Annotated in this window: 10 protein-coding genes; 4 read left to right on the top strand and 6 right to left on the bottom strand. The window is 71.4% G+C overall.

The features are described 5' to 3' along the window. Nucleotides 1-101: 101 nt before the first annotated feature. Nucleotides 102-3,206, bottom strand: a complete 3,105-nt coding sequence (locus ACWGIC_RS35990; protein ID WP_452080395.1) for an amino acid adenylation domain-containing protein — start codon at nt 3,204-3,206, stop codon at nt 102-104. 153 nt (nt 3,207-3,359) lie between these two features. On the opposite strand from ACWGIC_RS35990, the gene ACWGIC_RS35995 reads away from it, so the two are divergent. The 4 genes from ACWGIC_RS35995 to ACWGIC_RS36010 all read left to right on the top strand — a co-directional run bounded on the left by ACWGIC_RS35995 (nt 3,360) and on the right by ACWGIC_RS36010 (nt 13,044). Continuing rightward, entirely contained in the window at nt 3,360-3,569 is a 210-nt protein-coding gene (locus ACWGIC_RS35995; RefSeq protein ID WP_452080396.1) for an MbtH family protein, read from the top strand. Between the two features lie 88 nt (nt 3,570-3,657). After that, nucleotides 3,658-9,915: an amino acid adenylation domain-containing protein gene (locus ACWGIC_RS36000; RefSeq protein ID WP_452080397.1), complete on the top strand. Its 6,258-nt coding sequence runs from the start codon at nt 3,658-3,660 to the stop codon at nt 9,913-9,915. Beyond that, nucleotides 9,912-12,806: an amino acid adenylation domain-containing protein gene (locus ACWGIC_RS36005; protein WP_452080398.1), complete on the top strand. Its 2,895-nt coding sequence runs from the start codon at nt 9,912-9,914 to the stop codon at nt 12,804-12,806. The genes ACWGIC_RS36000 and ACWGIC_RS36005 overlap by 4 nt, the downstream gene beginning before the upstream one ends. 22 nt (nt 12,807-12,828) lie before the next feature. Continuing rightward, entirely contained in the window at nt 12,829-13,044 is a 216-nt protein-coding gene (locus ACWGIC_RS36010) for a response regulator transcription factor (RefSeq protein WP_009077456.1), read from the top strand. Nucleotides 13,045-13,607: 563 nt separating this feature from the next. Here the strand turns inward: ACWGIC_RS36010 and ACWGIC_RS36015 are convergent. Genes ACWGIC_RS36015 through ACWGIC_RS36035 form a run of 5 tightly spaced genes read right to left on the bottom strand, consistent with a single transcriptional unit; the run spans nt 13,608 to nt 25,309 of the window. Continuing rightward, the gene (locus ACWGIC_RS36015) at nt 13,608-14,198 is read right to left on the bottom strand and encodes a response regulator transcription factor (RefSeq protein WP_452080399.1); all 591 of its coding nucleotides are present in this window, start codon (nt 14,196-14,198) and stop codon (nt 13,608-13,610) included. Beyond that, nucleotides 14,195-15,532: an MFS transporter gene (locus ACWGIC_RS36020; RefSeq protein ID WP_452080410.1), complete on the bottom strand. Its 1,338-nt coding sequence runs from the start codon at nt 15,530-15,532 to the stop codon at nt 14,195-14,197. Before ACWGIC_RS36020 ends, ACWGIC_RS36015 begins: the two co-directional genes overlap by 4 nt. A 5-nt stretch (nt 15,533-15,537) precedes the next feature. After that, a complete protein-coding gene (locus tag ACWGIC_RS36025; RefSeq protein ID WP_452080400.1) occupies nt 15,538-20,025 on the bottom strand; it encodes a non-ribosomal peptide synthetase in 4,488 nt (1,495 codons plus the stop codon). Beyond that, nucleotides 20,022-23,198: an amino acid adenylation domain-containing protein gene (locus ACWGIC_RS36030; RefSeq protein ID WP_452080401.1), complete on the bottom strand. Its 3,177-nt coding sequence runs from the start codon at nt 23,196-23,198 to the stop codon at nt 20,022-20,024. Before ACWGIC_RS36030 ends, ACWGIC_RS36025 begins: the two co-directional genes overlap by 4 nt. Continuing rightward, entirely contained in the window at nt 23,195-25,309 is a 2,115-nt protein-coding gene (locus ACWGIC_RS36035; RefSeq protein ID WP_452080402.1) for an FAD-dependent oxidoreductase, read from the bottom strand. The genes ACWGIC_RS36030 and ACWGIC_RS36035 overlap by 4 nt, the downstream gene beginning before the upstream one ends. Nucleotides 25,310-25,390 lie beyond the last annotated feature (81 nt).

The following is a 25,390-nucleotide window of genomic DNA, read 5'->3' on the forward strand; positions in this document are numbered from 1 at the left end:
GTCCGGAGGAGTTCTCCGGACCCGGCCCGTTTTCCGGCTTCTTGGGCGACGGTGCGCACCGGGGAACGGCCGCGGCGCGCTGCTTTCTTTCGGGGCCGGTTTCAGGCTCGTTCGATCACGGCGGCCAGTTCGGCGACCGTCCGGGCGGCGAAGAGGTCCCGCAGCGAGACCCGGACGCCGAGCTGTTTGCGGATCCGCGCGAGCACCCGGGTGGCCAGCAGCGAATGCCCGCCGATGCGGAAGAAATCGTCGTGCACGCTGATTTCCTCCACCCGCAGCACTTCCCGCCAGATGCCGGCCAGCGCGTGCTCGACCGCGGACGACGGCTCGGCGATCGGTTCGGCTCGTGCCGCGCTTTCGGGCGACGGATCCGGCAGCGCCGCGCGGTCCACCTTCTTGCTCGGCGTCAGCGGCAGCGCCGCCATCGCGACCCACTGCGCCGGGACCAGGTAGTCCGGCAGCTGCGACCGCAAACTGGCTCGCAGTGCGGCGAAATCCGGCTCGCCGGAAGCCGTGACGACATAGGCGACCAACGTCCGCTCCGGCAGGTCCTTCACCACGACAGCGGCCGCGCGTACCGCGGGATGGGCGTCGAGGACAGCTTCGATCTCGCCGAGTTCGATCCGGAAACCGCGGATCTTCACCTGCCGGTCGAGCCGCCCGAGGAATTCGATCGTGCCGTCCGAGCGGAAGCGGGCGAGGTCGCCGGTGCGGTACAGCCGGGCACCGGCCGAGTACGGGTCCGGCACGAACTTGTCCGCGGTCAGTCCGGGGCGGCGGAGGTAGCCGCGGGCGACGCGCAGGCCGCCGAGGTGCAGTTCGCCGGGCACTCCGACCGGTGCGGGCCGTCCGGCGGGGTCGAGCACGTACGCGCTGGTCGCCGCCACCGGACGGCCGATGGGCAGGCTCGGGGCGTCGAGATCCGCGTCGTCGGCCCATTGCAGCAGGCTGGAGATCGTCGCCTCAGTCGGGCCGTAGCAGGCCAGGAAGCGGCCGGGCAGGCCCAGTTCGCGCCAGCGCCGGGCGTCTTCGGTCGTCACGACGTCCGCGCCGACGTTCACCATGTTCAGCCAAGCGGCCCGCGGATCGCCCGGCGTGAGGACGCCGAGCAGTTCGCGATAGTAGGCCGGGGTGAGGTTGACGCTGGTGATCCGGTGCCGCCCGAGCTGGTCGGCGAGTTCCTCCGGCTCCCAGAACAGCGGATCGCTCAGCACCACCGACGCTCCGGCCAGCAGCGGGGCCCCGATCTGTTCCAGCGAACCGTCGAAGGCCAGCGAAGCGAGCGAGAGCACCCGGTCGGCCGCGGTGATCCCGTACTCCCGGGCGATGACCTGCGCGTGTTCGGCGTAGGAGCCGTGCTGGATCTGGACGCCCTTCGGACGTCCGGTAGAGCCGGAAGTGTAGATGACGTAAGCGAGCTGATCCGGTTCTACTGTCCAAAAAGGACTTTCCGAAGCGGTCCCGGAGGTCTGGTCGAGCGAGACGACTGGACAGCCCGTATCGGCGAACAACCCGGCGTAGCGTTCCTCGGTGACGACTGCCGCGGTGCGGGCGTCTTCGACGAGGTAGGCGAGCCGGTCGGGCGGGTTGGCCGGGTCGAACGGCACGTACGCCGCGCCGGATTTCAGGACGCCGACCAGCGCGATCACCGCGTCGACGCTGCGTTCGAGGCAGACGCCGACGGTCGATTCCGGACCGAGTCCGTTCGCGCGCAGATAACGCGCGAGCCGGTTGGCCGCCGCGTCGAGCTGGGCGTAGGTCAGTTCTCGGCCGCCGCAGTGCACGGCGAGGCGGTCCGGGTTTTCGGCGGCTCGCTGGGCGAACAAATCGGGGAAACAGCCTGGTGTCACTTCATAACCCGGTACCTGGCCCCAGCCGGACAGCAGCGCGAGTTCCGCGGCCGCGGTCAGGTCCAGTTCGCTCAAGCGTCGCGCCGGATTGTCGGCGATGCTTTCCAGCAGGCGCTGGAAGCGGGCGGCCAGCCGGTGCGCGGTGGCGGGCTCGAACAGCGCGGTCGGATAGGTGAGGGTTCCGGTCAGGGAGCCGTCCGGGCGATGTTCGAACTGCAGGCCGAGGTCGAACGACGCGGCGGTCCAGTCCACATCGGACTCTTCGACGTCCAGCCCGGGCAGCCGGAACCGCTGCTCGGGCACCTCGTGCAGGCCGAAGAACGCTTGCACCAGCGGATTGCGGGACAGGTCGCGGTCCGGTTCGAATTCGCCGACGAGCCAGTCGAACGGGACGTCCTGGTTGCCGAAGGCGTCCAGCGCGGTCCCGGCCACCTGGTCGAGGAAGGCTGTGAAGGCCGGATCGCCGCCGAGATCGGCCCGCAGCACGAGGGTGTTGACGAAGAACCCGGCCAGTCCCTCGACCTCGGCCGGAGCGCGGCCGGCGACGGGACAGCCGACGGCGATGTCCGTGCCGCCGGTGTGCCGGGCGAGAAAGACCTGGTAGGCGGCCAGCAGGACCATGAACGGCGTCGCCCGGCGGGACCTCCCGAGCGCGGTGAGCCGTTCCGCGAGCTCGGCGGGGACCTCGATCCGGACCGCGGCGCCGGCCGGGTCCCACACCGGTCCGCGAGGGCGGTCCGACGGCAGTTCCAGCGGCGACAGCCCGGCGAGCCGTTCGCGCCAGTAGGCGAGCTGGCCGGCGAGCCGGGTTCGGGCGTCTTCCCGTTGCCAGAGCGCGAAATCGGCGTACTGGACCGGCAAGGCGGGCAGCTCGGGCAGGGCTCCGGCGTGGAAAGCGCGGTACAGCTCGGCGAGTTCGGCGGCGAGGACGTCCCAGGACGCGCCGTCGAACGCGATGTGGTGCACGACGATCAGCAGGACGTGCTCACGCGCGTCGAGGCGCAGCAGCCGGGCCCGCAGCGGGAGGTCGGTCGCGAGGTCGAACGGCACGGTCAGCTCAGCCGCGACGACGGTGTCCAGCTCGTCTTCGGTGACGCCCTCGATCGGCAGCGGCACCGGCTGCGGCTTCCCGACCACCTGGACCGGCACGCCCTCGTTGCTGCGATACCGCGTCCGCAGCACCTCGTGCCGGGCGACGAACGCGTCGAGCGAACAGCTCAGCGCGGCGACGTCCAGCTTGCCGCGCACCCGCAGCGTCAGCGGGAGGAGGTATTCGGTCCCGCCGGGCCGCAACGCGTCGAGGAACCACAGTCTTTCCTGCGAGAAGGACAGCGGCAGGTCGCCGGGCATGGTCATGGCGCCAGGGTGGCCGGTCGCCGCTTGCGGGGCCAGAGCCGGGGCGGTGCGCGCGTTGCTGCGCTTTCTTCTCTGTCGCGCGGCCGCCCGCGCGGGGAAGGCTCGGCTCGCGGCGGGACGGGTGTGCCCGGCGCGAGGACTGAGGAGGACCGGATGAGCGAGGACGAACGCACCTACGGCGTCGTGCTCAACGACGAGGAGCAGTACTCGATCTGGCTGGTCGACCGCGAACTGCCGGCCGGCTGGCGGTACGAGGGCAAACGCGGGCCGAAGCAGGAGTGCCTCGACCACATCGACGAGGTGTGGACCGACATGCGCCCGAAGAGCCTGCGCGACCGGATGCGCGCGGACGCTCCGGCCTAGCCGGGGCCGTCCGTGCAGCTTGGCTGACCAGTCTCGACCTGACGCGAGTGCGGTCCGCCCGCCCGCCGATCGACCCGCAGGGGGAGCGATGACCACCGAACAGTCCCGCCGCGACGAGCTGCTGGAGCGGTACCTGGCCCAGCCCGCGGCCCGTCCGGCGCCGGCGGTCCGGGCCGATCGCAGCCGTCCGCTGCCGCTTTCCCCGGCGCAGCAGCGGGTCTGGGTGCTGGACCGGCTCCGGCCCGGCGGCACCGAGTACGTGGTGACGGCGGCGTGGCGGCTGCGCGGCCCGCTTGACATCGAGCGGTTGCGGGGGTGCTGGCAGACGATCGTGGAGCGCCACGAGATCCTGCGCACCACCTACGTCGAACGCGACGGCGTGCCGGAACAAGTCGTCGGCGAGGCCGGGGTTGATCTGACCGTTCAGGACGTCGCGGCGGAGGACGTCGAGGCGGTCACCCGGGAAGAAGCTGCGGTGCCCTTCGACCTGGCCCGGGACCGGCCGTTGCGGGTCCGGGTGCTGCGGCAGTCCGCGACCGAGCACGTCTTGCTGCTTGTGGTGCACCACATCGCGTACGACGGTTGGTCGACGTCGGTCGTCGCTCGGGAACTCGAGACGCTGTACGGCGGGGAGAGCTTGCCGGAGCTGCCGGTCCAGTACGCCGATTTCGCGTCGTGGCAACGGAAACACGCGGCCAGCGAACGGGTGACCGGACAGGTCGAGTTCTGGCGTCGCCGCCTCGCTGGGGTCGCACCGCTGGCCTTGCCGACGGACCGCCCGCGTCCGGCGGTGCACGATCCGCGCGGGGACATCCTGCGGTTCACCGTGGACGCCGAACTGGGAGCTGCGGTCGCAGCGCTCGGCCGGGCGCATCGGGCGACCACCTTCATGGTGCTGCTGGCGGCGTATCAGATTCTGCTGAGCCGGTATTCGGGACAGGCCGATGTCACGGTCGGCACTCCGGTCGCCGGGCGTACGCGGGCCGAGGCACAGGAGTTGATCGGGCTTTTCCTGAACACGCTGGTGCTGCGTGCCGAGGTTGACGGTTCGTTGTCGTTCCAGGAATTTCTCGACGGGGTCCGGCGGGACACCCTCGATGCGTATTCCCATCAGGACGCGCCGTTCGAGCGGCTGGCCGACGAACTGGCTCCGGACCGCGATCTGTCCCGCAATCCGCTCTTCCAAGCCATGCTCGTGCTGCAGAACACCGCGGACGCCGGGTTCGAGGCGGCCGGACTGCGCGGCGAGCAGGTGCATTCTCCTTGGCACAGTGCGAAATTCGACCTGACGCTGGAATTGACTGAACGCCCGGACGGCAGTGTGGACGGCGTGCTGGAATATCCGGTCGCGCTGTTCGACCGGTCGACGATCGCGCGGGTCGGCGGGCATTTCACTGAGCTGCTGCGCGGGATTGTCGCGAATCCCGGTGCGCGGCTGGCGGACCTGCCCTGGATGAGCGTCGCCGAGAACGCCGAATTGGCGCGGTGGAACGCGACTGACGTGCCGTTCGAGGGCGGGACATTGTTGTCGCTCGTCGCCGAAGGCGTGGCTTCCGGTGGAATCGCGGTGGTCGCCGACGGCGTTGAAGTGGCCTATGTGGAACTTGACGCGTTGTCGAATCAGGCGGCGCGGTGGCTTCGGGCCCGTGGGGTGGGGCTCGAGTCGGTGGTCGGGGTCCGGCTGGAGCGCGGCTTGGAGATGGTGGTCGCGCTGCTCGGGATTCTCAAGGCCGGGGCGGCGTATTTGCCGTTGGATCCGGATTACCCGGAGGATCGCCTCGCCTTCATGATCGAGGATTCCGGGGCCGGGGTGGTGATTGAGCCGGGCGACCTCACGGATCTGGATGAATCACGGCACCCGGTGGAGGTCGCGGTGCGGCCGGAGAACGCGGCGTATGTGATTTACACGTCGGGGTCGACTGGGCGGCCCAAGGGCGTGGTGGTGGAGCATCGCGGCATCGTGAACCGGTTGCGGTGGATGCAGGCCGAGTACGGCTTGACGCCGCGGGATCGAGTGTTGCAGAAGACGCCGTTCGGGTTCGACGTGTCGGTGTGGGAGTTTTTCTGGACGCTTTCCACCGGCGCGAAATTGGTGATGGCTCGGCCGGGCGGCCACCGCGACCCGGCCTATCTCGCCGAAGTCCTGGCCGACGGGATCACGACGGCGCATTTCGTGCCGTCGATGCTGCGGGCGTTCCTGTCCGGGCCGGTGCCGTCGCTGCGCCGGGTGCTGTGCAGTGGTGAAGCATTGCCGGACGAGCTTGCGGAGCGGTTTCACCGGGTGATCGGCTCGGAGCTGCATAACCTTTACGGGCCGACGGAGGCGTCGGTCGACGTCACGGCGACGCAGTGCCTGCCGGGCGAGACCGTCACGATCGGCCGCGCGATCGCGAATACCCGGGTGTTCGTGGTGGACGCCGAATTGCGCGAGGTTCCGGTGGGCGTGCCCGGCGAGCTGGTCATCGCGGGAGTCCAGCTGGCGCGCGGCTACCTGAACCGTCCGGCCCTGACCGCCGAGAAGTTCGTGCCCAACCCGTTCGCGCAGGCACCCGGCGAACGGCTGTACCGCACCGGGGACCTCGCCCGGCGGCTGCCGGACGGCCGGATCGAGTACCGGGGACGGCTCGACCACCAGGTCAAAATCCACGGCAACCGGATCGAACTCGGCGAGGTCGAGACGACCCTGCTGACTCACCCCGACCTGCGCGCGGCCGCGGTCGCGGTGCACGACGACCGGCTGGTCGGCTACTTCGTGGCCGAGTCTGGCCGTACTCCCGACCCGGCCGAATTGCGCACGCATCTGGCGCGCACGCTGCCGGAACCGATGCTGCCGTCGGTGTGGCTCGCGCTCGACGCGTTGCCCCTGACTGCCAGCGGCAAAATCGACCGCAACGCGTTGCCCGCCCCGGACGGTGAACGCGCGAGCGAGCGTTACGTCGCGCCGCGCACTCCCGCGGAAGCAGCGGTGGCCCGTGCGTTCGCGGCCGCCACCGGCGTCGACCGAGTCGGTGCGGAAGACAGCTTTTTCGCGCTGGGCGGCGATTCTCTGCGGGCCATCCGTGCGGTGGGGTTGCTGAACGCGGAGGGGATCGAGGCGAGCGTCGCGGACCTGTTCCGGCGTCAGCGAGTGGCCGATTTCGCGGCCGGGCTCGGTGGTCCGGCGGCAGCGTTCGCGGCGGTCGAGCCGTTCGCCCAGGTTGCTGCTGAGCAGCGCAAAACGTTGCCGGACGACGTGACCGACGCCTACCCGCTGTCGCTCGCGCAGGCGGGCATGGTGCACGAAATGCTCGCCGGGGCCGATCGCGGGCTCTACCTGAACCACCTCGGCTACCCGGTGCACGAGGAGTTCCGGCTGGAGGCGTTGCAGCAGGCAGCGGACCGGCTGGTCGCGCGGCACGAGATCCTGCGAACCTCCATCGACTTCGCCGCGGTTCCGCCGTTGCAGCGGGTGCACGAGACCGCCGTGCTGGAGGTCACCTGCGACGACCTGCGGGCGCTGTCCGCCGACGAGCAAGCCGCGCGGGTGCGGGAGTTCCCGGCGGAGGACCGAGCGCGTGGATTCGACCTGCTGCGGCCGTCGTTGCTGCGCCTGCACGTCCACTGGCTCGCCGACCGCGAGTGGCGGTTGTCGTTCAGCTACGTGCACGCGATTCTCGACGGCTGGAGCCAGAATTCCCTGGTCGCCGAGCTGATCGAGGATTACCGGACCGAGGCCGCGGAGCCGGTCGAGCCGCCGCCGGTCCGGTTCGCGGACACGGTCGCCCGGGAGCGGGAAGCGCTGGAGTCCACTGTGGACCGCGAGTTCTGGGCGGGCCGGGTGGACTCGGCCGAGCGGTTCGCCGTGCCGCCGGGCTGGGCGGGCGAGGACGACGGGGTCTACCGCACGGTGCGGGTGCCGTTCGATGACCTGACGGCCAGGCTGCGGGCGGTCGCATCGTCGGCCGGGGTTCCGCTGAAGAGTTTGCTGCTTGCCGCGCATCTCACCGTGCTGCGTACGGTCGCCGGGCACGACCGGCCGTTCCACACCGGCGTGGTGACCAACAGCAGGCTTGAGCGCGCGGGCGGCGACCAGGTTCGCGGCATGTTCCTGAACACCGTGCCGTTCGCGGTTCCGCCGGGCGCGCGGGACTGGCCGGTGCTGGCTCGCGCGGTCTTCGCGGAGGAGACCGCGATGTGGCCGCACCGGCATTTCCCGTTGCCCGCGATGCAGGCCGAGTGGGGCGGGAAGACTCCGCTCGTGGACGTTTTCTTCAACCACACCGACATGCACGTGCTGGCGGAAGCGCTGGTCGACCTCGCCGAGGTCGCCGACAGCACGCCCAACGAGTTCGGGCTGTCCGTCTCGACCGTGCCCGGTGCGTTCGTGCTGGAGGCGTTCACTTACCGGGTTTCCGTTGCGTCGCTGGAGTTTCTCGCCCGGTTGTACCGCCATGTGCTGGAGCGGATCGTCGCCGCGCCGGCCTCCGATCCGCGCCGATGCGGGATGCCTGCGGCGGACCGCGCGGCACTGCTGCGGAATCCGGCGCGGACCGAGCGAGCTGGCCGGATGCTGCCGGAGTTGTTCGCCGCCACCGCGGCGGAACACCCGGACGCGCCCGCCATGCGGTGCGGCGAGGTGACGCTCACGTACCGGGAATTGTCGGTGCGGGTCGCTAGGCTGGCCCGGTATCTGAGTGAACGGAAAGTGCGGCGCGGGGCGCTGGTCGGGGTGCTGCTCGACCGGGGTCCGGACCTGCTCGTCGCGTTGCTCGCCGTGCACCGGGCGGGCGCCGCGTACCTGCCGGTCGATCCGCGCTATCCGGCGAAGCGGGTCGGTTACGTGCTGGCCGATTCGGGAGTGGAGGTGGTGCTCAGCGAGGAGTCGCTGGCCGGGTTGCTGGAAGGGACCGGCTGTTCGGCCGTGCTGCTCGACCGCGACGCCGCGGCGATCGAGGCGTGCCCGGCGGACGTTCCCGCGCCGCGGCCGTACGGGGACGAACTCGCCTACGTCATTTACACGTCCGGCTCCACCGGACAGCCCAAGGGCGTCCAGATCAGCCACGCCGCGCTGGCGAATTTCCTGCTGTCCATGCGGGAACGGCCTGGTCTCGCGCCGGGTGCCGCGGTGCTCGCGTCGACCACGGTTTCGTTCGACATCTCCGCGCTGGAGCTGTACCTGCCGCTGCTGGCCGGCGGACAGGTGATCGTGGCGACCGCCGAGGAGTGCATTGATCCGCAGCGGCAGGCCGCGCTGATCGAGCGGACCGCGCCGTCGGTCGTCCAGGCGACGCCGTCGGGCTTGCGGCTGCTGGTCGATTCGGGCTGGACGCCGCCCGCGGAACTCACCGTCTTCGCCGGCGGCGAGAAACTGCCGGGCGACCTGGCCCGGCGGCTCACCGCGGGCGGGGCGCGGCTGTGGGATCTGTACGGCCCCACCGAAACGACGATCTGGTCCACCGTCGCCCAACTCGACGGGGATGCCGTCGTCGCCTGGGAACCGGTCGCCAACACCGACGTCTATCTGCTGGGCGACGACCTGGAACCAGTTCCGTCCGGGGTGGCCGGCGAGGTGTGGATCGGCGGGGACGGGCTCGCGCGCGGCTACGCCGGACGTCCCGGGCTGACCGCGGAACGGTTCGTGCCGGATCCGCACGGCCCCCGCCCCGGCGGACGGCTCTACCGCACCGGCGACCTGGCGCGGCGGCGGCCGGACGGGTCGGTGGAAATCCTCGGCCGGGCCGACGACCAGGTGAAGGTGCGCGGACACCGGGTCGAACCGGGCGAGGTCGAGGCCGTGCTGCGCGCGGACCCGCGGGTGCGGGACGCGGCGGTCCAGCCGACTCCCGCCGCGGACGGCGGCCTTGAACTGACCGCCTACGTCGTCGCGGCTGGCGAACTGTCCATTGCGGACGTCCGGAAAGGACTGTCCGGCAGCCTGCCGGATTACCTGGTGCCCAGCGGCTTCGTGCTGCTGCCGGAACTGCCGCGGACTCCGGCCGGAAAGCTCGACCGGGCCGCGCTGCCCGCGCCGGAACCGGTGGCGCGCGAGCGTTCGCACGTCGCGCCGCGCGGACCGGTGGAGAAACTGGTCGCGGGAGTGTGGGCGGAAGTGCTCGGCGCCGAACGGATCGGCGTGCTGGACGATTTCTTCGACCTCGGCGGACATTCCGTCGCCGCCACCCGGATCTCGGTACGGCTGCGCGCGGCACTGGAGGTCGACGTGCCGGTGCGGGCGTTGTTCGACCATCCGACCGTCGAGGCGTTGGCCGCCGCGATCGCCGGGTATCCGCGGCTCGCTGCGGAACCGGCTGCGCGGGCGATGATCCGGCCGCGGGCGGCGGTGCGGCCGGTGAGTGAGGACGTATGAGCGGGACGTTGCTGGATTTGGTGGCCGAGGGGGTCGCTGCCGGTGAGGTGGCGGTGGTCGCCGACGGCGTTCAAGTGTCCTATGCCGAACTTGATGCATTGTCGAATCAGGCAGCCCATTGGCTTCAGTCCCGTGGGGCAGGTCTGGAGTCGGTAGTGGGAGTCCGGCTGGAGCGCGGCGTCGAGATGGTCGTCGCGCTGCTGGGAATTCTCAAAGCAGGGGCAGCGTATCTGCCGCTCGATCCGGACTACCCCGACGACCGGCTCCGGTTCATGGTCGAGGACTCCGGCGCTGAGTTGGTGATCGCGCCAGGTGACCTCACCGGTCTTGACGAACCGCGCAGCCCGGTGGATGTCGTGGTGCGGCCGGAGAACGCGGCGTACGTGATCTACACGTCGGGATCGACCGGACGGCCCAAAGGCGTCGTGATCGAGCACCGCGGGATCGTGAACCGGCTGCGGTGGATGCAGGACGAATACGGCCTTACCCCGCAGGACCGGGTGCTGCAGAAGACCCCGTTCGGTTTCGACGTGTCGGTGTGGGAGTTCTTCTGGACGCTCTCCGCCGGCGCGACGCTCGTGATGGCTCGCCCGGGCGGGCACCGCGATCCGGAATACCTGGCGGACGTTCTCGTGGCGCAGGGGATCACGACGGTGCATTTCGTGCCGTCGATGCTCCGGGCGTTCCTGGCCGGTCCGGTGCCGACACTGCCGGTTCGGCGAGTCCTGTGCAGCGGCGAAGCATTACCGGACGAGCTGGCCGAACGATTCCACTGTGCCAGCAACGCTGAGCTGCATAATCTCTACGGGCCGACGGAAGCTTCGGTGGACGTCACGGCGACGCAGTGCGTGCCGGGCGAGACTGTCACCATCGGCTACCCGATCGCGAACACCCGCATCCACCTCCTCGATGGCGAACTGACCATCGCCGGGGTGCAGCTGGCGCGCGGCTACCTGAATCGTCCGGCGCTGACCGCCGAGAAGTTCGTGCCCAACCCGTTCGCGCTGACACCCGGCGAACGGCTGTACCGCACCGGCGATCGCGCGCGGCAGCGGGAGGACGGCGCGTTCGAGTACCTGGGCCGGTTCGACCATCAGGTCAAGATCCACGGCAACCGGATCGAACTCGGCGAGGTCGAAGCCGCGCTGCATGCGCATCCGGCGATCGCCGCGGCGGCCGCTGCGGTGCACGGCGATCGGCTTGTCGCCTACTGCGTTTACCGCGAGGGAGCCGCGCCCTCGACGTCCGAGTTGCGCGCGCATCTGGCCCGCACCCTGCCGGAGCCGATGCTTCCGGCGGTGTGGACCTCGCTGCCCGCGCTGCCGCTCACGCCGAGCGGCAAAATCGACCGCAACGCCCTGCCCGCGCCCGACGGCACCCGCCCCTCGCTGGCAGTCGGCTACGTCGAACCCCGGAACGCGTCCGAGGCGGCGATCGCCGGGATCTGGGCGGAAGCGCTCGGGGTCAGCCCGGTCGGGGTTCACGACCCGTTCCTCGAACTCGGCGGCCGTTCGCTGGCCGCCACCCGGATCTGCGCCCGGGTGTCCCGCAGCACCGGCCGACGGCTGTCGGTCGCGGATCTGTTCACCGCGCCGACCGTCGCGGAGCTGGCCGAACTGGTCGCTTCGGCGCCGCCGGCCGTCGAGGTCCACAGTGGACAGAAAGCGATTTCGGCGGCACAGCACCGGATGTGGTTTCTCGACCAGCTGTCCGGACCGTCCTCGACCTACACCATGTACGAGGCCTATCGATGCACCGGAGAGCTGGACGTCGAGGCTCTGCGCGGGGCGCTGGCCGAGGTGGTCCGACGGCACGAGACCTTGCGGACGACGTTCCGGAGCCGGCGCGGCGAACCCGAACTCGTCGTTTCCGCCGAAGCCGAGGTTCCGCTGACTGTGGCGGACGGTTCGGCGGAGGACATCGTCGACGCCGAGCTAGCCCGGCCGTTCGATCTGGCCCGCGGGCCGCTGCTGCGGTTGACGGTGATCCGCGGCGGGCCCGGCCGGTTCACGCTGCTGGCGGTGATCCACCACATCATCGCCGACGACACCTCGATGGAGATCTTCTGGCGCGACCTCGCCGAATGCTACGCCGGGCGAGGGGCCGCGCTGCCGGAGCTGACCGCGTTCTCCGCCGCGCCGGACGAATCCGGTCTCGGCTACTGGAAGTCGGCGCTGGCAGGGGCGCCTCCGGCGATCGAACTTCCGGACAGCCTCCCGAGACCGGCCCGTCAAGCGCAGCTGGAAGGCACCGTCGAATTCTCCGTGCCACAGCATGTCGTCGCCGCGCTCGACGCGGTCGCCGCCGAGGCGGGCGCGACCGGGTTCATGGCTCTGCTCGCCGCGTTCGTCCTCGACCTGCGGCGGGCCACCGGTCAGGACGATCTCGTCGTCGGCACCTTCGCCGGCAACCGGCCGTCGGTCGAGGCCGAGGACCTGATCGGGCTGTTCGTGAACACGCTGGCGCTGCGCGTGCGCGTTCCCGGCGATCCGGCGTACCCGGAGGTGCTCGGCGCGGTGCGGGAGGCGGTGCTCGGCGGCTTCCGGCATCAGGACGTCCCGTTCGACCAGGTGGTGACGGCGCTGCGGCCGCCGCGCGATCTGAGCCGGAATCCGGTAGCGCAGGTGGCGTTCCAGTCGCTCGGATCGCTCGCGGACCGGCTCCGGCTCGACGGCGTCCGGGCCGAGCCGTGGCGCGCCGGGCAGGGCGGGAATCCGTTCGACGTGCTGGTGACGGTTCGCGAGCATCCCGACGGGGTGGCCGGGACGCTGCATTACGACCGGGCGCTGTTCACCGAAGCCGTCGCGAAGACGATGGCCGACCGGTTCGTGCAGGTCGTGCGGACGGTCGCGGCGGATCCGGCCGTTCGCGGTTCGGAGCTGCCGGGATGAGCGGATCTCCTACACTGGACGGGTGGACGGCGAGGCGGCGTACCGGCCGCAGCTCGGCGAACGCGAGCTGCGGGTGCTGCGGCTTGTCGCCGAGGGGTACAGCAACAGCGAGATCGCGGCCGAACTCGGCTGGTCGGAGCACACGGTGAAGAACGCGCTGTACGACCTGATGGCGAGGCTCGGAGTCCGCAACCGGGCGCACGCGGCGGCTTATGCGGTGCGGAACGGCTTGATCTAGGAGCGATCTCGCCGCGGGGCTGGCTGCCGAGAAGAGCCTGAGTGCGGGGCGCGCGTGTGCCGTGAGGGGAACCTTCACGGACGCTGATTCCCATGCCAGGGACTTAAGCCGGGCGACCTCGGCCTGCCGACTGTCCACACGGAACGCCAACCCAGCCGAAATGCCCGATTGATGCCTTCATGACCGGTTCTGTGGGTCTGTGAGGGGCCCCTTGAGGGAATCAGATTCCCTCAAGGGGCCCCTCACGGACCGCACACCGCGCTCCCGCCCGACCGGCCCGTCCGCAGTCAGTCCGCTCGGCCTTCTCGGCCTGGGCCGAGCGCTCCCAACCCACCCGCAGCACCGCCTTAAATCCCAGGCATTGGAATCTAGGTCCGTGAAGGGGCCCCTCACGGACCGCAAAACCCGAGCCCTGGCCCCGGCCGCACCTGCGAGCTGGGGGGCAAACGCACCTCACAAGCACCCACGGATCGCGTTAAGTCCCTGGCATTGCTCTTGATTCCCTCAGGGACCCTCACGGCACGAAGCCATCCTCCGGGCCCGGAGAGCGGTCCGGCAGGAACCTAAATCAGTCCCTGCCGCAGCGCGAAAGCCACCGCGTGCGCGCGATTCCGCAACCGCAGCCGGTGCGTGATGTCGTGCACGATCGTCGTCACCGTGCGTGCCGAATAGGCCAGCGCGGACGCGATTTCCGCCGTTTCGTGACCGTCGGCGACCATGCGCAGGACGTCGCGTTCGCGCGCGTCCAGCGTCGGCGCGGCAGGCACCGGATTCTGCCGTGCCTCGAACAAATCGCTGAGCAAGTCCGGCGGCATAGTTCCATGCCCGGTCGCTGCCGCGCGGACGGCGGAGACCAGCGTCTGTTCGCAGGCCTGTTCTCGCCGCAACACCCCGCACGCACCGGCCTCGATCGCGCGTGCCGCGCGGGCCGCGTCGACTTTGCCGGTCACCAGCAGCACGGCGGCGTTGCGCTGCTTCGCGGTCCGGATCGCCTCGACGGCCGCGTCGTCGACCTCGTCGACCGCGAGCACGGCGACCCCGCCGTCGTCCCCGGTGAACTCCGCGCAGCCGTAGAGCGCGCTTTCCAGTCCGGCCCGCAGGAACGGGTCGGCGGCGAGCACCCGCACCGGCACGGTCTGTTCGAGGGTGGTCATTTTCCCTTCTCCTCTCGGATCGCCGCCACCGCGGCGGGTTCCGGTTCGGGTTCTTCGAGCAGGTCCGGCAGCTCTTCCGCGCGGCGCAGCGAAGGCCGCGCGGCCAGCGCGCCCAGTACGACCAGCAGCAGCCCGGCGAGCAGGAACATCAGGGCCATGCCGCGGCCGGGGCCGGTGCCGATGACCTGGCCGACCGAACCGGCCAGCGCTCCGTCCGGGCGCATGAGCGGTTCGAACACGCCGTCGGCGAGCGGGCCGGCGACGAGGTAGGCGACCGGGCTCGCGGCCTGCGACACCGCCCGCGAGGTCGCCATGACCTTGCCGAGGTTGGCCGGGTCGACCTTGCTCTGCAGCACGGTCTGCGCGGTGCCGGTGATCACCGGCAGGGTGAACAGGAAGAACGGCCCGATCGCGATCACCAGCGCCAGCGACGGCGCCAGCGCGTGCACGGCCAGCGCGATCCCGCCGAACGCCATGAACGCCGCGATCCCGCGCATCCGCTTCTTCGGCCCGCCCCACACGCCCATCACGAGGCTTCCGGCGAACAGCCCGCACCCGCCCGCGAACACCTGGAAGCCGAGTCCGGAGGGGCTGGCGAAGGACAGCACCAGCGGACGCACGAGCGTCCCGGCGATGCCGAAGCAGAAGTAGAACCCGGCCAGCACGCCGAGCAGCCCGGTCAGCCCGGGACGCCGCCGCAGTTCCGCCCAGCCCGCGGGCACCTGCCGCCAGATCGACGGCGCGCCCGGTTCCGGCGCGGCGGTGCGCACCGCCGCGTGGGGCAGCGGCACGAGCGCCACGACCAGCAGCGACGCGGCGAACGTCACGACGTCGATCAGCACGACCCCGCGGAGACCGGTCAGCGCCAGCAGCGTCCCGGCGACGACCGGGGCGGCGATCTGCGCGCTGAACACCACCTGCGACAGCCCGTTCGCCCGGCTGAGGTGCTGTTTCGGCACCAGCAGCGGGATCATCGCGCTGAAGGTGACCTGCTGCAGGGTCCCGCACATCGCGGTCAGCGCGGTCACGACGTAGACGTGCCAGGTCTGCAGCTGGTCCGCGTCGATCAGCAGCGCCAGCGCCCCGACCGAAGCGAGCGCGACGCAGTCCGCGGCGACGAGGATCCGGCGGCGGTGCAGCCGGTCGGCCAGCGCGCCCGCGAACGGCGCGATCAGCAGCGCCGGGATCGCGCCGGACAGCATGATCAGCGCGAACTGGGTGGCCGAGCCGGACCGCTCGTAGGTCCAGACGCCGAGCACGAACCCGGTCAGCGCGGAACCGACGATCGAGACCAGCTGTGCCGACCAGAGGAGGACGAACCCCCGCGTGCCCATCGTGGTCAACGGTGCTCCTTTCGGATGGCTGCCCGGCTGGGGCTGGGTGCGCGGGTGCGGTCGGACGGACGGTCCGTGAAGGGAACCCTGAGGGAATCAGAGTCCGTGAAGGTTCCCCTCACGGACGGTCTCTCCGGGGCGGGCAGGTGTCCAATCTGGACGTAGTGCGCCAGATACCGTTGCAGCAGCGCGCGATCCGCGGGCGGGCACACCAGCCCGCCGGCCGCGACCACCACTTCGGTGTGCGAGCAGTCGAAAACCGTCTGCCGGGGCGGCGAGGTCCGTTCGATCATCGCGGTGATCGCGCTCAGCGCCGGGTCCGCCGTTTCCGCGGCGGCCGCGGTCAGCGCGGCGTGCCAGTCGTCGAACGGGATCGCCTCGATCGGATAGCCGAACTCGCGCAGTCCGGCGACGACCTCGCCGAACCGGATCGTCCGCTGGTTGTGGAAGTGGAAATCGCAGCCGTAGCCGGTGCGCCGCCGCGAGAGGTGGCCGATGGCGGCGGCCACGTGGTCGACCGGGGCCATGTCCTCCTCGATGTCGAAGTCCTCGGCCGGCGCGGAGCCGAGCAGCGCCAGGCAGCGCAGCAGGTTGGCGAACCGGTCGCCGAGCGGGCCGATGCCGGTCCGGCTGTGGCCGGTCACCCGGGCCGGCCGGTGCACGGTCACCGGCAGGCCGCGTTCGCGCGCGGCCCGCGCCAGCCGGTCGGCGGCCCATTTGCTCAGTTCGTACCCGCGCTCCAGCCCTGCCGGGTCGTCGGGCGGGACGTCCTCGGTGATCACCGCGTCCCGTTCCAGCGGGTAGACGCCCAGCGACGACACCAGGTGCACGGGCGTTCCGCCGCCCCGGCAGGCCAGCCGCAGCAGTTCGGCGGTGCCGAGGACGTTGCCCGGCCGGAGCTGGGCGTACGGGCGCAGGAAGTTCGCTTCGCCGCCGCAGTGGAAGATGACATCGAGGTCCGCCGCGACCGCGGCAAGCTCAGCTGAGGACAGGCCCAGCCGCGGAGCGCCGAGATCGCCGGGGACGGCGACGATCCGGGACCGGAAGCCCTCGTCCCACAAAAGGTGGTCTCGCAGGACCTGTTCGATCCGCGCGGCGCCCTCGGCGGCGTCGGCTGCCCGGACCAGGCAGCGCACCACGACGTCGCTGTGCCGCAGCAGATCGGCGAGCAGGTGCGGGCCCAGGAAGCCGGACGCGCCGGTGAGCAGGGCGATCCGGGGCGCCATCGCGCGCTGGATCGCGGCCTCGGCCTGCGCGGGGGTGCAGCGCGGGTCGACGTCGGCGGGCAGCACGCTGTCGGCCAGCACCTCGGCGAGGTGGTCGTCTTCGCGATAGCCGGGGGTGCGGACGGCCTCGGCGAAGGCAGCGAGGGTGCTGGCTTCGAAGAGGGTTCGCACAGGGACCTCGACGTCGAGTTCCGCGCGCACCTTCGCCATCAACGTCCCGGCCAGCAAGGAATGCCCGCCGCGCAAGAAGAAGTCGTCGTCGCGGCCGATGCGGTCCACGTCCAGCACTGCGGCCCAGATGGCGGCCAGTCGTTGTTCCAGTTCGCCTTCGGGCTCGGCGAACGCGGTTGACGCGGTGTCGGCCGGCTCGGGGAGCGCGTGGTGGTCGACCTTGCCGTGTGCGTTCAGCGGCAGAGCCGGGAGCACCGCGAAAGCGTCCGGGACCAGGTATCCGGGCAGGGCGGCGCGGAGCGCGGAGCGGACGGACAGCGGATCGACGTCTCCGACCAGGTAGGCGACCAAGCGGTTGTCGCGAGCGGTGACCAGGACGTCCTGGACGCCGGGGTGACGACGGCAGGCCGCTTCGACCTCCGCCGGTTCGATGCGGTGGCCGCGGACTTTCAGCTGCCGGTCGACGCGGCCGAGGAATTCGAGCCGTCCCTGGCCGTCGAGGCGGGCGAGGTCGCCGGTGCGGTACATCCGCGCGCCGGGCACCGGAGAGAACGGGTCCGGGACGAACTTCTCCGCGGTGGCCCCGGGCCGGTTTCGGTAGCCGCGCGCGGGAGCGTCGCCGCCTAGGCAGAGTTCGCCGGGGACGCCGGGCAGCGCCGGACGCAGCAGGTGGTCGACGACGTAGGCGCGGACGTGGGGGAGCGGGGAGCCGATCGGCAGCTGCACCCGGCCGTCGAGTTCGGCGGCGTCGAGGGTGCGGTAGCTGGTCGCACAGACGGTCGCCTCGGTGGGGCCGTAGTGGTTGTGCAGTTCGACGCGGCCGTCGGTGAGCGCTGCCCACGTCTGCACGGTGGTGGCCGGGACGGCTTCGCCGCCGACCATCATCGTCCGCAATGGACAGTCGAAGGGCACCTTTTCCGTTGCCAGCTCAGCGACCCATTTCTGCCAGAGCGCGGAAGCGGTGTCGACCATGGTGATTTCCCGGTCGCGGCACAGCTGAACGAGGCCAGGGCCGGTGAGCGACGCTGGGTCTCGCCAGGGCAGCAGGGCCGCGCCGGAGACCAGCGCGGGGAAGATGTCGCCCGCAGCGGCGTCGAAGGTCAGCGGCGGGATCATCAGTACCCGCTCGCCGGGGCCGAAGCCGTGCAGCTGACGGAAGGATCCGGCCAGTTCGGCGAGCGCCCCGTGGCGTACCGCGACTGGTTTCGCGGCTCCGGTCGAGCCGGACGTGTAGATGACGTACGCCAGGTCATCCGGTCCCAGGTCGATCTCCGGCGGCGAGCCTGCCTCGGGGAGATTGTCGGTGTGCAGCACGGGGCCGTCGAACGCGAAGGTGTGCTCGCGGGCGGTGATCAGGGCAGCGGGGGACGCGTCGGAGAGGAGTTCGGCCAGCCGAGCGGGTGGGTGCCCGGGGTCGAGCGGAAGGTACGCGGCACCTGCGAGCAGCACTCCGAGCAGGCCGGTGATCGCGTCCCGGCTCGCGGGCAGGCCCAGCGCGACCACGTCTCCTCGCCGGACGCCGGAGGCGTGCAAGGCTCCGGCGATCTGTCGCGCACGGGAGACGAGTTCGGCGTAGGTGAGGCGGCCGTCGTCCTCTACCGCGACGGCGTCCGGAGTCCGCGCTGCCTGGCGGGTGATGAGCGTGGTGACCAAGGTTCCGTCGGTGACCGAGGGCGGATCCGCGTGACCGCCGTTGCGCAGCCGGAGCCGGTCCGCGGCAGGCATGGCGTCCACTGTGGACACCGGTGCGCCCGGGGCGGCGAGCAGGGCGCGCAGCAGGTGTTCGTACTGGTCGGCGAACCGGGCGACGGTGGCGGCGTCGAACAGGTCGGTCGCGTAGTCGAGCCGTCCCTCGATGCCGCCGGGAGTGGTGGCCAGCGCGAGCGTCAGGTCGAAGCGGGCGGTGGTCACCGGGAGGTCGAGCCAGTCCGCGCGGATTCCGGGCAGTTCGAGCCCCGCTCCGGCGGAGTTGAGCACGAACATCACCTGGAAAACCGGGTTGTGGCTGAGGTCGCGGGCCGGCCGCAGGTCCTGCGCGACCCGTTCCCACGGATAGTTCTGGTGCTCCAGCGCGCCGAGGCAGGCGTCCTGCACCTGCGCGAGCACTTCGGCGACGGTGGGGTCTCCGGCCAGCCGGGTCCGGACGGCGACAGTGTTGGCGAACATCCCGACGCACTGTTCGATCCCGGGCACGGTCTCGTCGCGCATCGGCATGCCGACCACCACGTCGTCCTGACCGGCGTGCCGGGAAAGCAGCAGCACGTAAGCGGTCAGCAGCACGGTGTTCGCGGTGACGCCGTGCCGGTGGCAGAACGCGGCGAGGTCGGCTGCCTGCGCCGCGGAAAGCTGAAAGGAATAACCGTTGCCGCGGAAGGATTCGGCGGGCGGACGCGGGCGGTCGGTCGGCAGTTCCAGCAGGGCCGGAGCGTCGTGAAGCTGCTCGCGCCAGTACCGCTCGCCCGCGTCCAGCGGTTTGGCCGCCTGCCAGACCGCGTAATCGCCGTAGCGCACGGGCGGTTCGGGCAGCGCCGGCGCGTTCGCCGGATAGAGCGCGGACAGTTCGCGCAGCAGGATTCCGACGGACGCGGCGTCGGCGACGATGTGGTGCAGCGTCAGCACGAAAAGGTGCACGTCGTCGGCGAGGGCGACCAGCAGCCCGCGCACTAGCGGCGGCCTGGCCAGGTCGAACGGCCGGGCTCGTTCGGCCGCGAGGACCGAGTCCGCGGAACCGTCCGCCGCCCCGCGAAGGTCTACATAGGACAGTTCGGGGGCGGTGCCGGGAAGGGCCGGAACCTGTACCGGTTCGCCGTCGGATTCGGCGAAACCCGCCCGCAGCGCCTCGTGCCGGTCGACGACGGTGGCCAGTGCCCGGCGCAGCGCCTCGACATCGAGCGCGCCGGAAAGCCGCCAGGACTGGGAGATCGTGTACACGCCGTCGCGCGCGCCGAGCCGGTCCAGGAACCACAACTGCCGTTGCGCGGGCAGCAGCGGGACCGGGGCGTCGCCGGTCCGGCGGGGGATCGAGCCGGACGCGGCGCCGAGCCCGTCGCGCGCGGCCAGCAGCCGGAACAGCTGCTCTCGCTCGTGCTGTGTCATCGGTGCGCTCCTGGAGGGGAATCGGCTTGGAGCAGGGCGAGAACCTCGTCGTCGGGCAGCGCGGCGATCCGTTCCCGCAGCAGCGCGATCTCGTCGGTGGCCCCGGGTGCGGACTCGGCGGTCCGCAGCGCCGCGGCGAAGGCGGCGATCGTGCGCGCGGCGAACAGCGTGCGCAGGCCGACACTGGACTGGAAGTGCTCGCGCACCTTCGCCAGCAGCCGCGCGGCGAGCAGCGAATGCCCGCCGAGGTGGAAGAAATCGTCGTGCACGCCGATCTCCCCGACGCCCAGCACCTCCCGCCACAGCCCGGCCAGCTCCCGTTCGACGGCGTCGCGCGGGGCGACCCGCTCCGTTTCGCGGGACTCCCAGACGGGCTCGGGCAGCGCGCTCCGGTCCGTCTTGCCGTTCTTGGTCAGCGGCAACGCGGGCAGGAACACCGCGGTCTGCGGGACCAGGTACGCGGGCAGCTGTCCGGAGAGCCGTTCCCGCAGCGGTGCCCATTCGGCGTCTTCGGACACGACGTAGGCGACCAGGCGCACGTCGTCCGGGCCGGCCGAACGGGCCAGCACGACGGCGTCCGAGACCTGCGGATCGGCGCGCAGCCGGGCCTCGATCTCGCCGAGTTCGATGCGCAGGCCGCGGATCTTCACCTGGTGGTCGGTCCGGCCGAGGAACTCCAGCGTCCCGTCGGCTCGTCGCCGCGCGAGGTCGCCGGTGGCGTAGAGACGGCTTCCGTCACCGGCGAACGGATCCGGCACGAACCGTTCGGCGGTCAGGCCGGGACGGCTGCGGTAACCCCGGCTGATCCCCGCGCCGCCGACGTGGATTTCGCCCGCGACACCGGGCGGTACCGGGTTCAGCCCGGCGTCGAGCACGTGCAGCCGGGTGTTCGGCAGCGCTGGTCCCAGTGGCACCACCGGACCGCCCGGACCCACTGTGTTGACGCTGCCAGCCGAGACGATCATGGTGACTTCCGTGGGGCCGTAAAGGTTCCACACCCGGCCGTCGGACAGCGCGTCGACAAGTTCACGGTCGAGCGCTTCGCCGCCGCACAGCCGTTCCCGCACGTTCGCGGGCACTCCGCCGGACGCGAGCAGCATCCGCCAGCGCGTCGGTGTGGCCTGCAGGATCGTCGCGCCGCAAGCGGCCAGCCGCCGCGACAGCGCGACTGGCTCGGCGGAGTCTTCGGTGCTGATCACCGCGACGGTGCCGCCGCGGATCAGCGGGATCAGCAGCTCCCGCACCGACATGTCGAACGCCAGCGTGGTGACGGATGCCCAGATGTCGTTCTCGGTCACGCCGAGCCGGTCGGCGAAGCCGGTGAGCAGGTTGACCACGCCGCGGTGCGGGACCGCGACGCCCTTGGGCCGGCCGGTCGAGCCGGAGGTGTAGATGAGGTACGCCAGATCGGCCGGGTCGTGCTCGACTTCCGGCGCGGTGTCCGGTTCGGCGTAGTCCAGGTCGACGTCCAGCACCGATTCGAAGCGGGGCAGCCGACCGGCGTTTTCGCGGTCGACGACAGCGATCCGGATGTCGGCCTCTTCGACGACGTAGGCGTGCCGTTCCAGCGGCCACTCCGGATCGAGCGGAACGTACGCGCCGCCGGCCTTCCAGACCGCCAGCAGCGCCACCACCATCTCGGCGGAGCGGCGGACGCACAGCCCGACCGGGACGTCCGGGCCGACGCCGCGGCGGCGCAGGGCGTGCGCGAGCCGGTTCGCCCGGACGTCGAGTTCGCGGTAGGTCAGCGAACCGGCGATCGCGGTCGCGGAACCGCGCTCGCGGACGTGCGGCGCGATCAGGTCGAGCGCGGTGGCTGCGGCGGGCAGGGACGTCTCGCTGTCAACCGCGATCGCCGCACGGCGCTGCGCGGCGTCCAGCAGGGAAACCGCACCGACGTGCTGGGCGGGGTCTGCTGTGACGGCAGTCAGGAACGTGCACAGGTGCTCGGCGAAGCGGACGATCGTGGTCTCGTCGAACAGGTCGGTGCGGTATTCGAGGTATCCGTGCAGGCAGTCGCCTTCGTCGCGGACGCCGAGCATCAGGTCCAGCTTCGTGGTGCCGGTGTGCGGACCGGCGAAGTCCGTGACCGTCAGCCCGGCCAGCTGCGGCAGCGCGCCGTCGCCGTGCCCGTTGAAGCCGACCTGGTAGATCGGCGAATGCCCGAGGCTGCGTTCCGGGCGGACCGCCTCGACCACGCGCTCGAACGGGATTTCGGCCCCGCCGAGGGCGTCGACCAGTGCGTCGCAGACGTCGAGGAGCAGGTCTTCGAAGGCGGGGTCGTCGGCGGTCGAGATCCGGACCGGGACGGTGTTGACGAAGAAACCGATCAGGTGCTCGGCGTCGACCTGCGAGCGTTGCCCGACGACGGTGCCGACGACGACGTCGTCCTGACCGCTGTACCGGGCGAGCAGGGCGTGGTAGGCGGCCAGCACGGTCATGAAAACCGTTGCGCCGGAAGCGTCCGCGAGCGCGCGGACCGCTTCGGTGAGCGCGGGCGGGAACCGGAACTCGTGGATGCCGCCTTCGTAGGTCGCGGCCGCGGGCCGGGGACGGTCGGTCGGCAGGGTGATCAGCTCCGGCGCGCCGCGCAGCCGGTCCGCCCATTCCCGCAGCAGCTCGACGCCTTCCGGGCCGTCGAGGTATTCCCGTTGCCACCGCACGAAATCCGCGTACTGCATCGGGAGCGGCGGCAGGTCCGCTCCGGTGCCGGACAGTTCGGCGCGGTAGCTCTCGGCCAGTTCGTCCAGCAGCAGCGAGACCGACCAGCCGTCGGCGATCGCGTGGTGCAGCGTGACGACCAGAACGTGCTGGTCCTCGGCCTGGCGCAGGAGCAGGACCCGGGCGAGCGGCCCGGCCGTCAGGTCGAACGGGGTGCGGATCTCCGCCGAAGCCGCCGCTCGCGCGGCCGCGTCGTCCCCGGTCTCGCGGACGGCGAAAGCGAAGCCGTTCTCGGTGACGACCTGCTCCGGAACACCGGCACTCTCACGGAAAACGGTGCGCAGCGCGGCGTGCCGGGCGGAAATCGTCGCGAAAGCCCGGCGCAGCGCCTCGGCGTCGAGCGGTCCGGAAAGCCGCAGCACGGTCGGCACGTGGTAGACCGGCGAACCGGGGTCGAGCCGGTCGAGGAACCACAGCCGCTCCTGGCCGGGCGAACACGGGAAGACGTTCACGGCGCCCCGATTCCGGCCTGGTCGGCCCCGGTCTCGTCCAGTTCGCGGGCGAGCCGGTCGTGCTCCACCAGCTCGCGCAGCTGGGCGGGCACCTGGTCGCCGAACAGCCGCAGGTACGCCCGCGCCTGGTCCGGATCGGCGCGCAGGAACGGGTAGTCGGTCGGCACCATGTGCCGCACCACCAGCATCGGAACCGGGCTGCGCAGCGGCCGGAAGGCGGGATTCCACAGCCCGCCCTTGTCCGGCGGGCCGTTGTGGAACTCGCCGATCATCAGGCCTTCGGCGACGTACTCCGATTTCAGCGCGTGCTGCACGGTGTCGACCACACCGGAGCGGTCGTCCGGCGGCGCGTCCGGGAACAGCAGCAGGATCGTGGTCAGCTGGGCTCCGGGATGCCCGCGCGGCGCGAGCTCCAGGAACCAGTCCCGGTAGCAGTGCAGGGTTTCGGTCAGCCGAGGGCCGGCGGCCGGGACGCCCGGTTCGACGGCGAGGTAGAACCGGCCGCGCTCCAGCGAAGGCTGCGCGAACGGGCAGACGTTGCCGCCGCGGCCGAGGTCGGGATGCGGGCCGGACAGGTAGCCGCGGCCCCAGTCGAAGATCGCCCGCAGGTGGATCTCGTACCGCAGCAGGCGTTCGGGCAGGGCGAGCGGGTCGAGGTCGTGCCGCTCCACCAGGACGCGGCCGGGATCGGTCGGATGGATGAGCATCAGCTTCGGTCTCCAGGCGAGTGCGGTCCCGCGTGCCGCCGGGCGAGCGCGCCGCCGGTCAGGGCGGCGCCCGGGGGCCGCGGGGGCCGGCGCGCGGCGGGTGGGGGGGGGGGGGGGGGGGGGGGCGCCGCCGGCCCAGGCCAGCGCGGCGTGCTGGCGCCGGGCGCGGCGCAAGGCGTCGGCGTACGGGATCGTGGTGTGCGAAACCATGGTGTAGAGCGGCATCCAGCGCTTCGGGAAGGCCCGGCTGAGCACCAGGTCCGCCTTCTTGCGGGCCAGGAACAGCGGCGAGGCCACCCGGGAGCGCAGCTCGTCGAAGTTCTCCTCGGAAAGGTCCGCGAGCACGTCCGTGTGCGGCTTGCGGCGCTGTTCGAACGTGCGGAGCGCTTCGGTCCAGTCGTCGTCGGCGAGGCAGTCGCGCAGCACCGCGCAGTCCTCCAGCGCCGAGTTCATGCCCTGGCCGTAGAAGGGGTACACGGCGTGCGCGGCGTCGCCGATCAGCACCACGCGGCCTTCGTGTTGCCACGGTGAACTCCGGATGGTCACCAGATGGCCGGTCGGATGCGAGAGGAACTGCTCGACGATGTCGGGCACCAGCCGGCGCACGTCCGGGAACCGGGTGTCGAACAGCGCCCGCACCGATTCTTCGGTGGTGATGGTGGCGAAGCTCCGCGCGCCCGAGAGCGGCAGGAACACGGTCGCGGTGAGCGAACCGTTGACGTTGGGGTGAGCGACGATCAGGCCGTCGTCGCCCGGCCAGACGTGCAGCGCGTCCGGGCTGCTGCGCACCTCGCCGGACGGGCCGGCGGCGATCGCGAACTCCTTGTACCCCCAGGGCAGGACCCGCTGCCGGAAGTCCGCGGGCAGGCCCCGGAGCAGCCGGGTGCGCACGGCCGAGAACGCGCCGTCCGCGCCGACGACGAGGTCTGCGGAAGCGTGGTATGGACCACTTGAGCTGTCGAAAGCGCAGACCGGCTCGACGTCCGCCGAGCCGCGGTCGAGGTCGGTGAGCGTCACGCCGAAACGGGCGCTGACGTTCGGGTACTCGAGTGCCTTGGCGAGCAGGATCCGGTTGAGGTCGTCGCGCAGCACCGAGCGCAGGATCTGGTCCTCGTGGCAGCCGTAGGGCTGGAAATCCAGCTCGCCGTCGCGCTGGTGGATGACCCGTCCGCGCATCGGAGCCGCCGCGGCCAGCACCGGGGCGAGCAGGCCGACCTGGTCCAGCGCGCGGATTCCGCGCTGGGAAAGGCCGAGGTTGATCGACCGGCCGCCGCCCGCGCCCGCCGCGCGCGGGTCCGGCCTGCGTTCGTGGATCTCCACCCGGTGCCCGAGCTGGGCGAAGTGGATCGCGGCGAGCGAACCGGCCAGCCCGGCCCCGGCCACCAGAACCCGTTTGCCGCTCATTCCGGCCGCCGCCGCGCCGCGTGAGGGCAATTGTGCCGTCGCCGTTCGGCGCGCTTTTCCGTTGAGCGGTTATGGGCGGCC

It is taken from the genome of Amycolatopsis sp. NPDC054798, assembly GCF_053611505.1.

Bases quoted from the DNA above. Each gene is read 5' to 3' on its own strand.
- ACWGIC_RS35995 (WP_452080396.1), top strand. From the start codon at position 3,360: ATGAGCGAGGACGAACGCACCTACGGCGTCGTGCTCAACGACGAGGAG.
- ACWGIC_RS36015 (WP_452080399.1), bottom strand. From the start codon at position 14,198: ATGACCACCCTCGAACAGACCGTGCCGGTGCGGGTGCTCGCCGCCGAC.
- ACWGIC_RS36000 (WP_452080397.1), top strand. From the start codon at position 3,658: ATGACCACCGAACAGTCCCGCCGCGACGAGCTGCTGGAGCGGTACCTG.
- ACWGIC_RS36005 (WP_452080398.1), top strand. From the start codon at position 9,912: ATGAGCGGGACGTTGCTGGATTTGGTGGCCGAGGGGGTCGCTGCCGGT.
- ACWGIC_RS35990 (WP_452080395.1), bottom strand. From the start codon at position 3,206: ATGACCATGCCCGGCGACCTGCCGCTGTCCTTCTCGCAGGAAAGACTG.
- ACWGIC_RS36035 (WP_452080402.1), bottom strand. From the start codon at position 25,309: ATGAGCGGCAAACGGGTTCTGGTGGCCGGGGCCGGGCTGGCCGGTTCG.
- ACWGIC_RS36020 (WP_452080410.1), bottom strand. From the start codon at position 15,532: ATGGGCACGCGGGGGTTCGTCCTCCTCTGGTCGGCACAGCTGGTCTCG.
- ACWGIC_RS36025 (WP_452080400.1), bottom strand. From the start codon at position 20,025: ATGACACAGCACGAGCGAGAGCAGCTGTTCCGGCTGCTGGCCGCGCGC.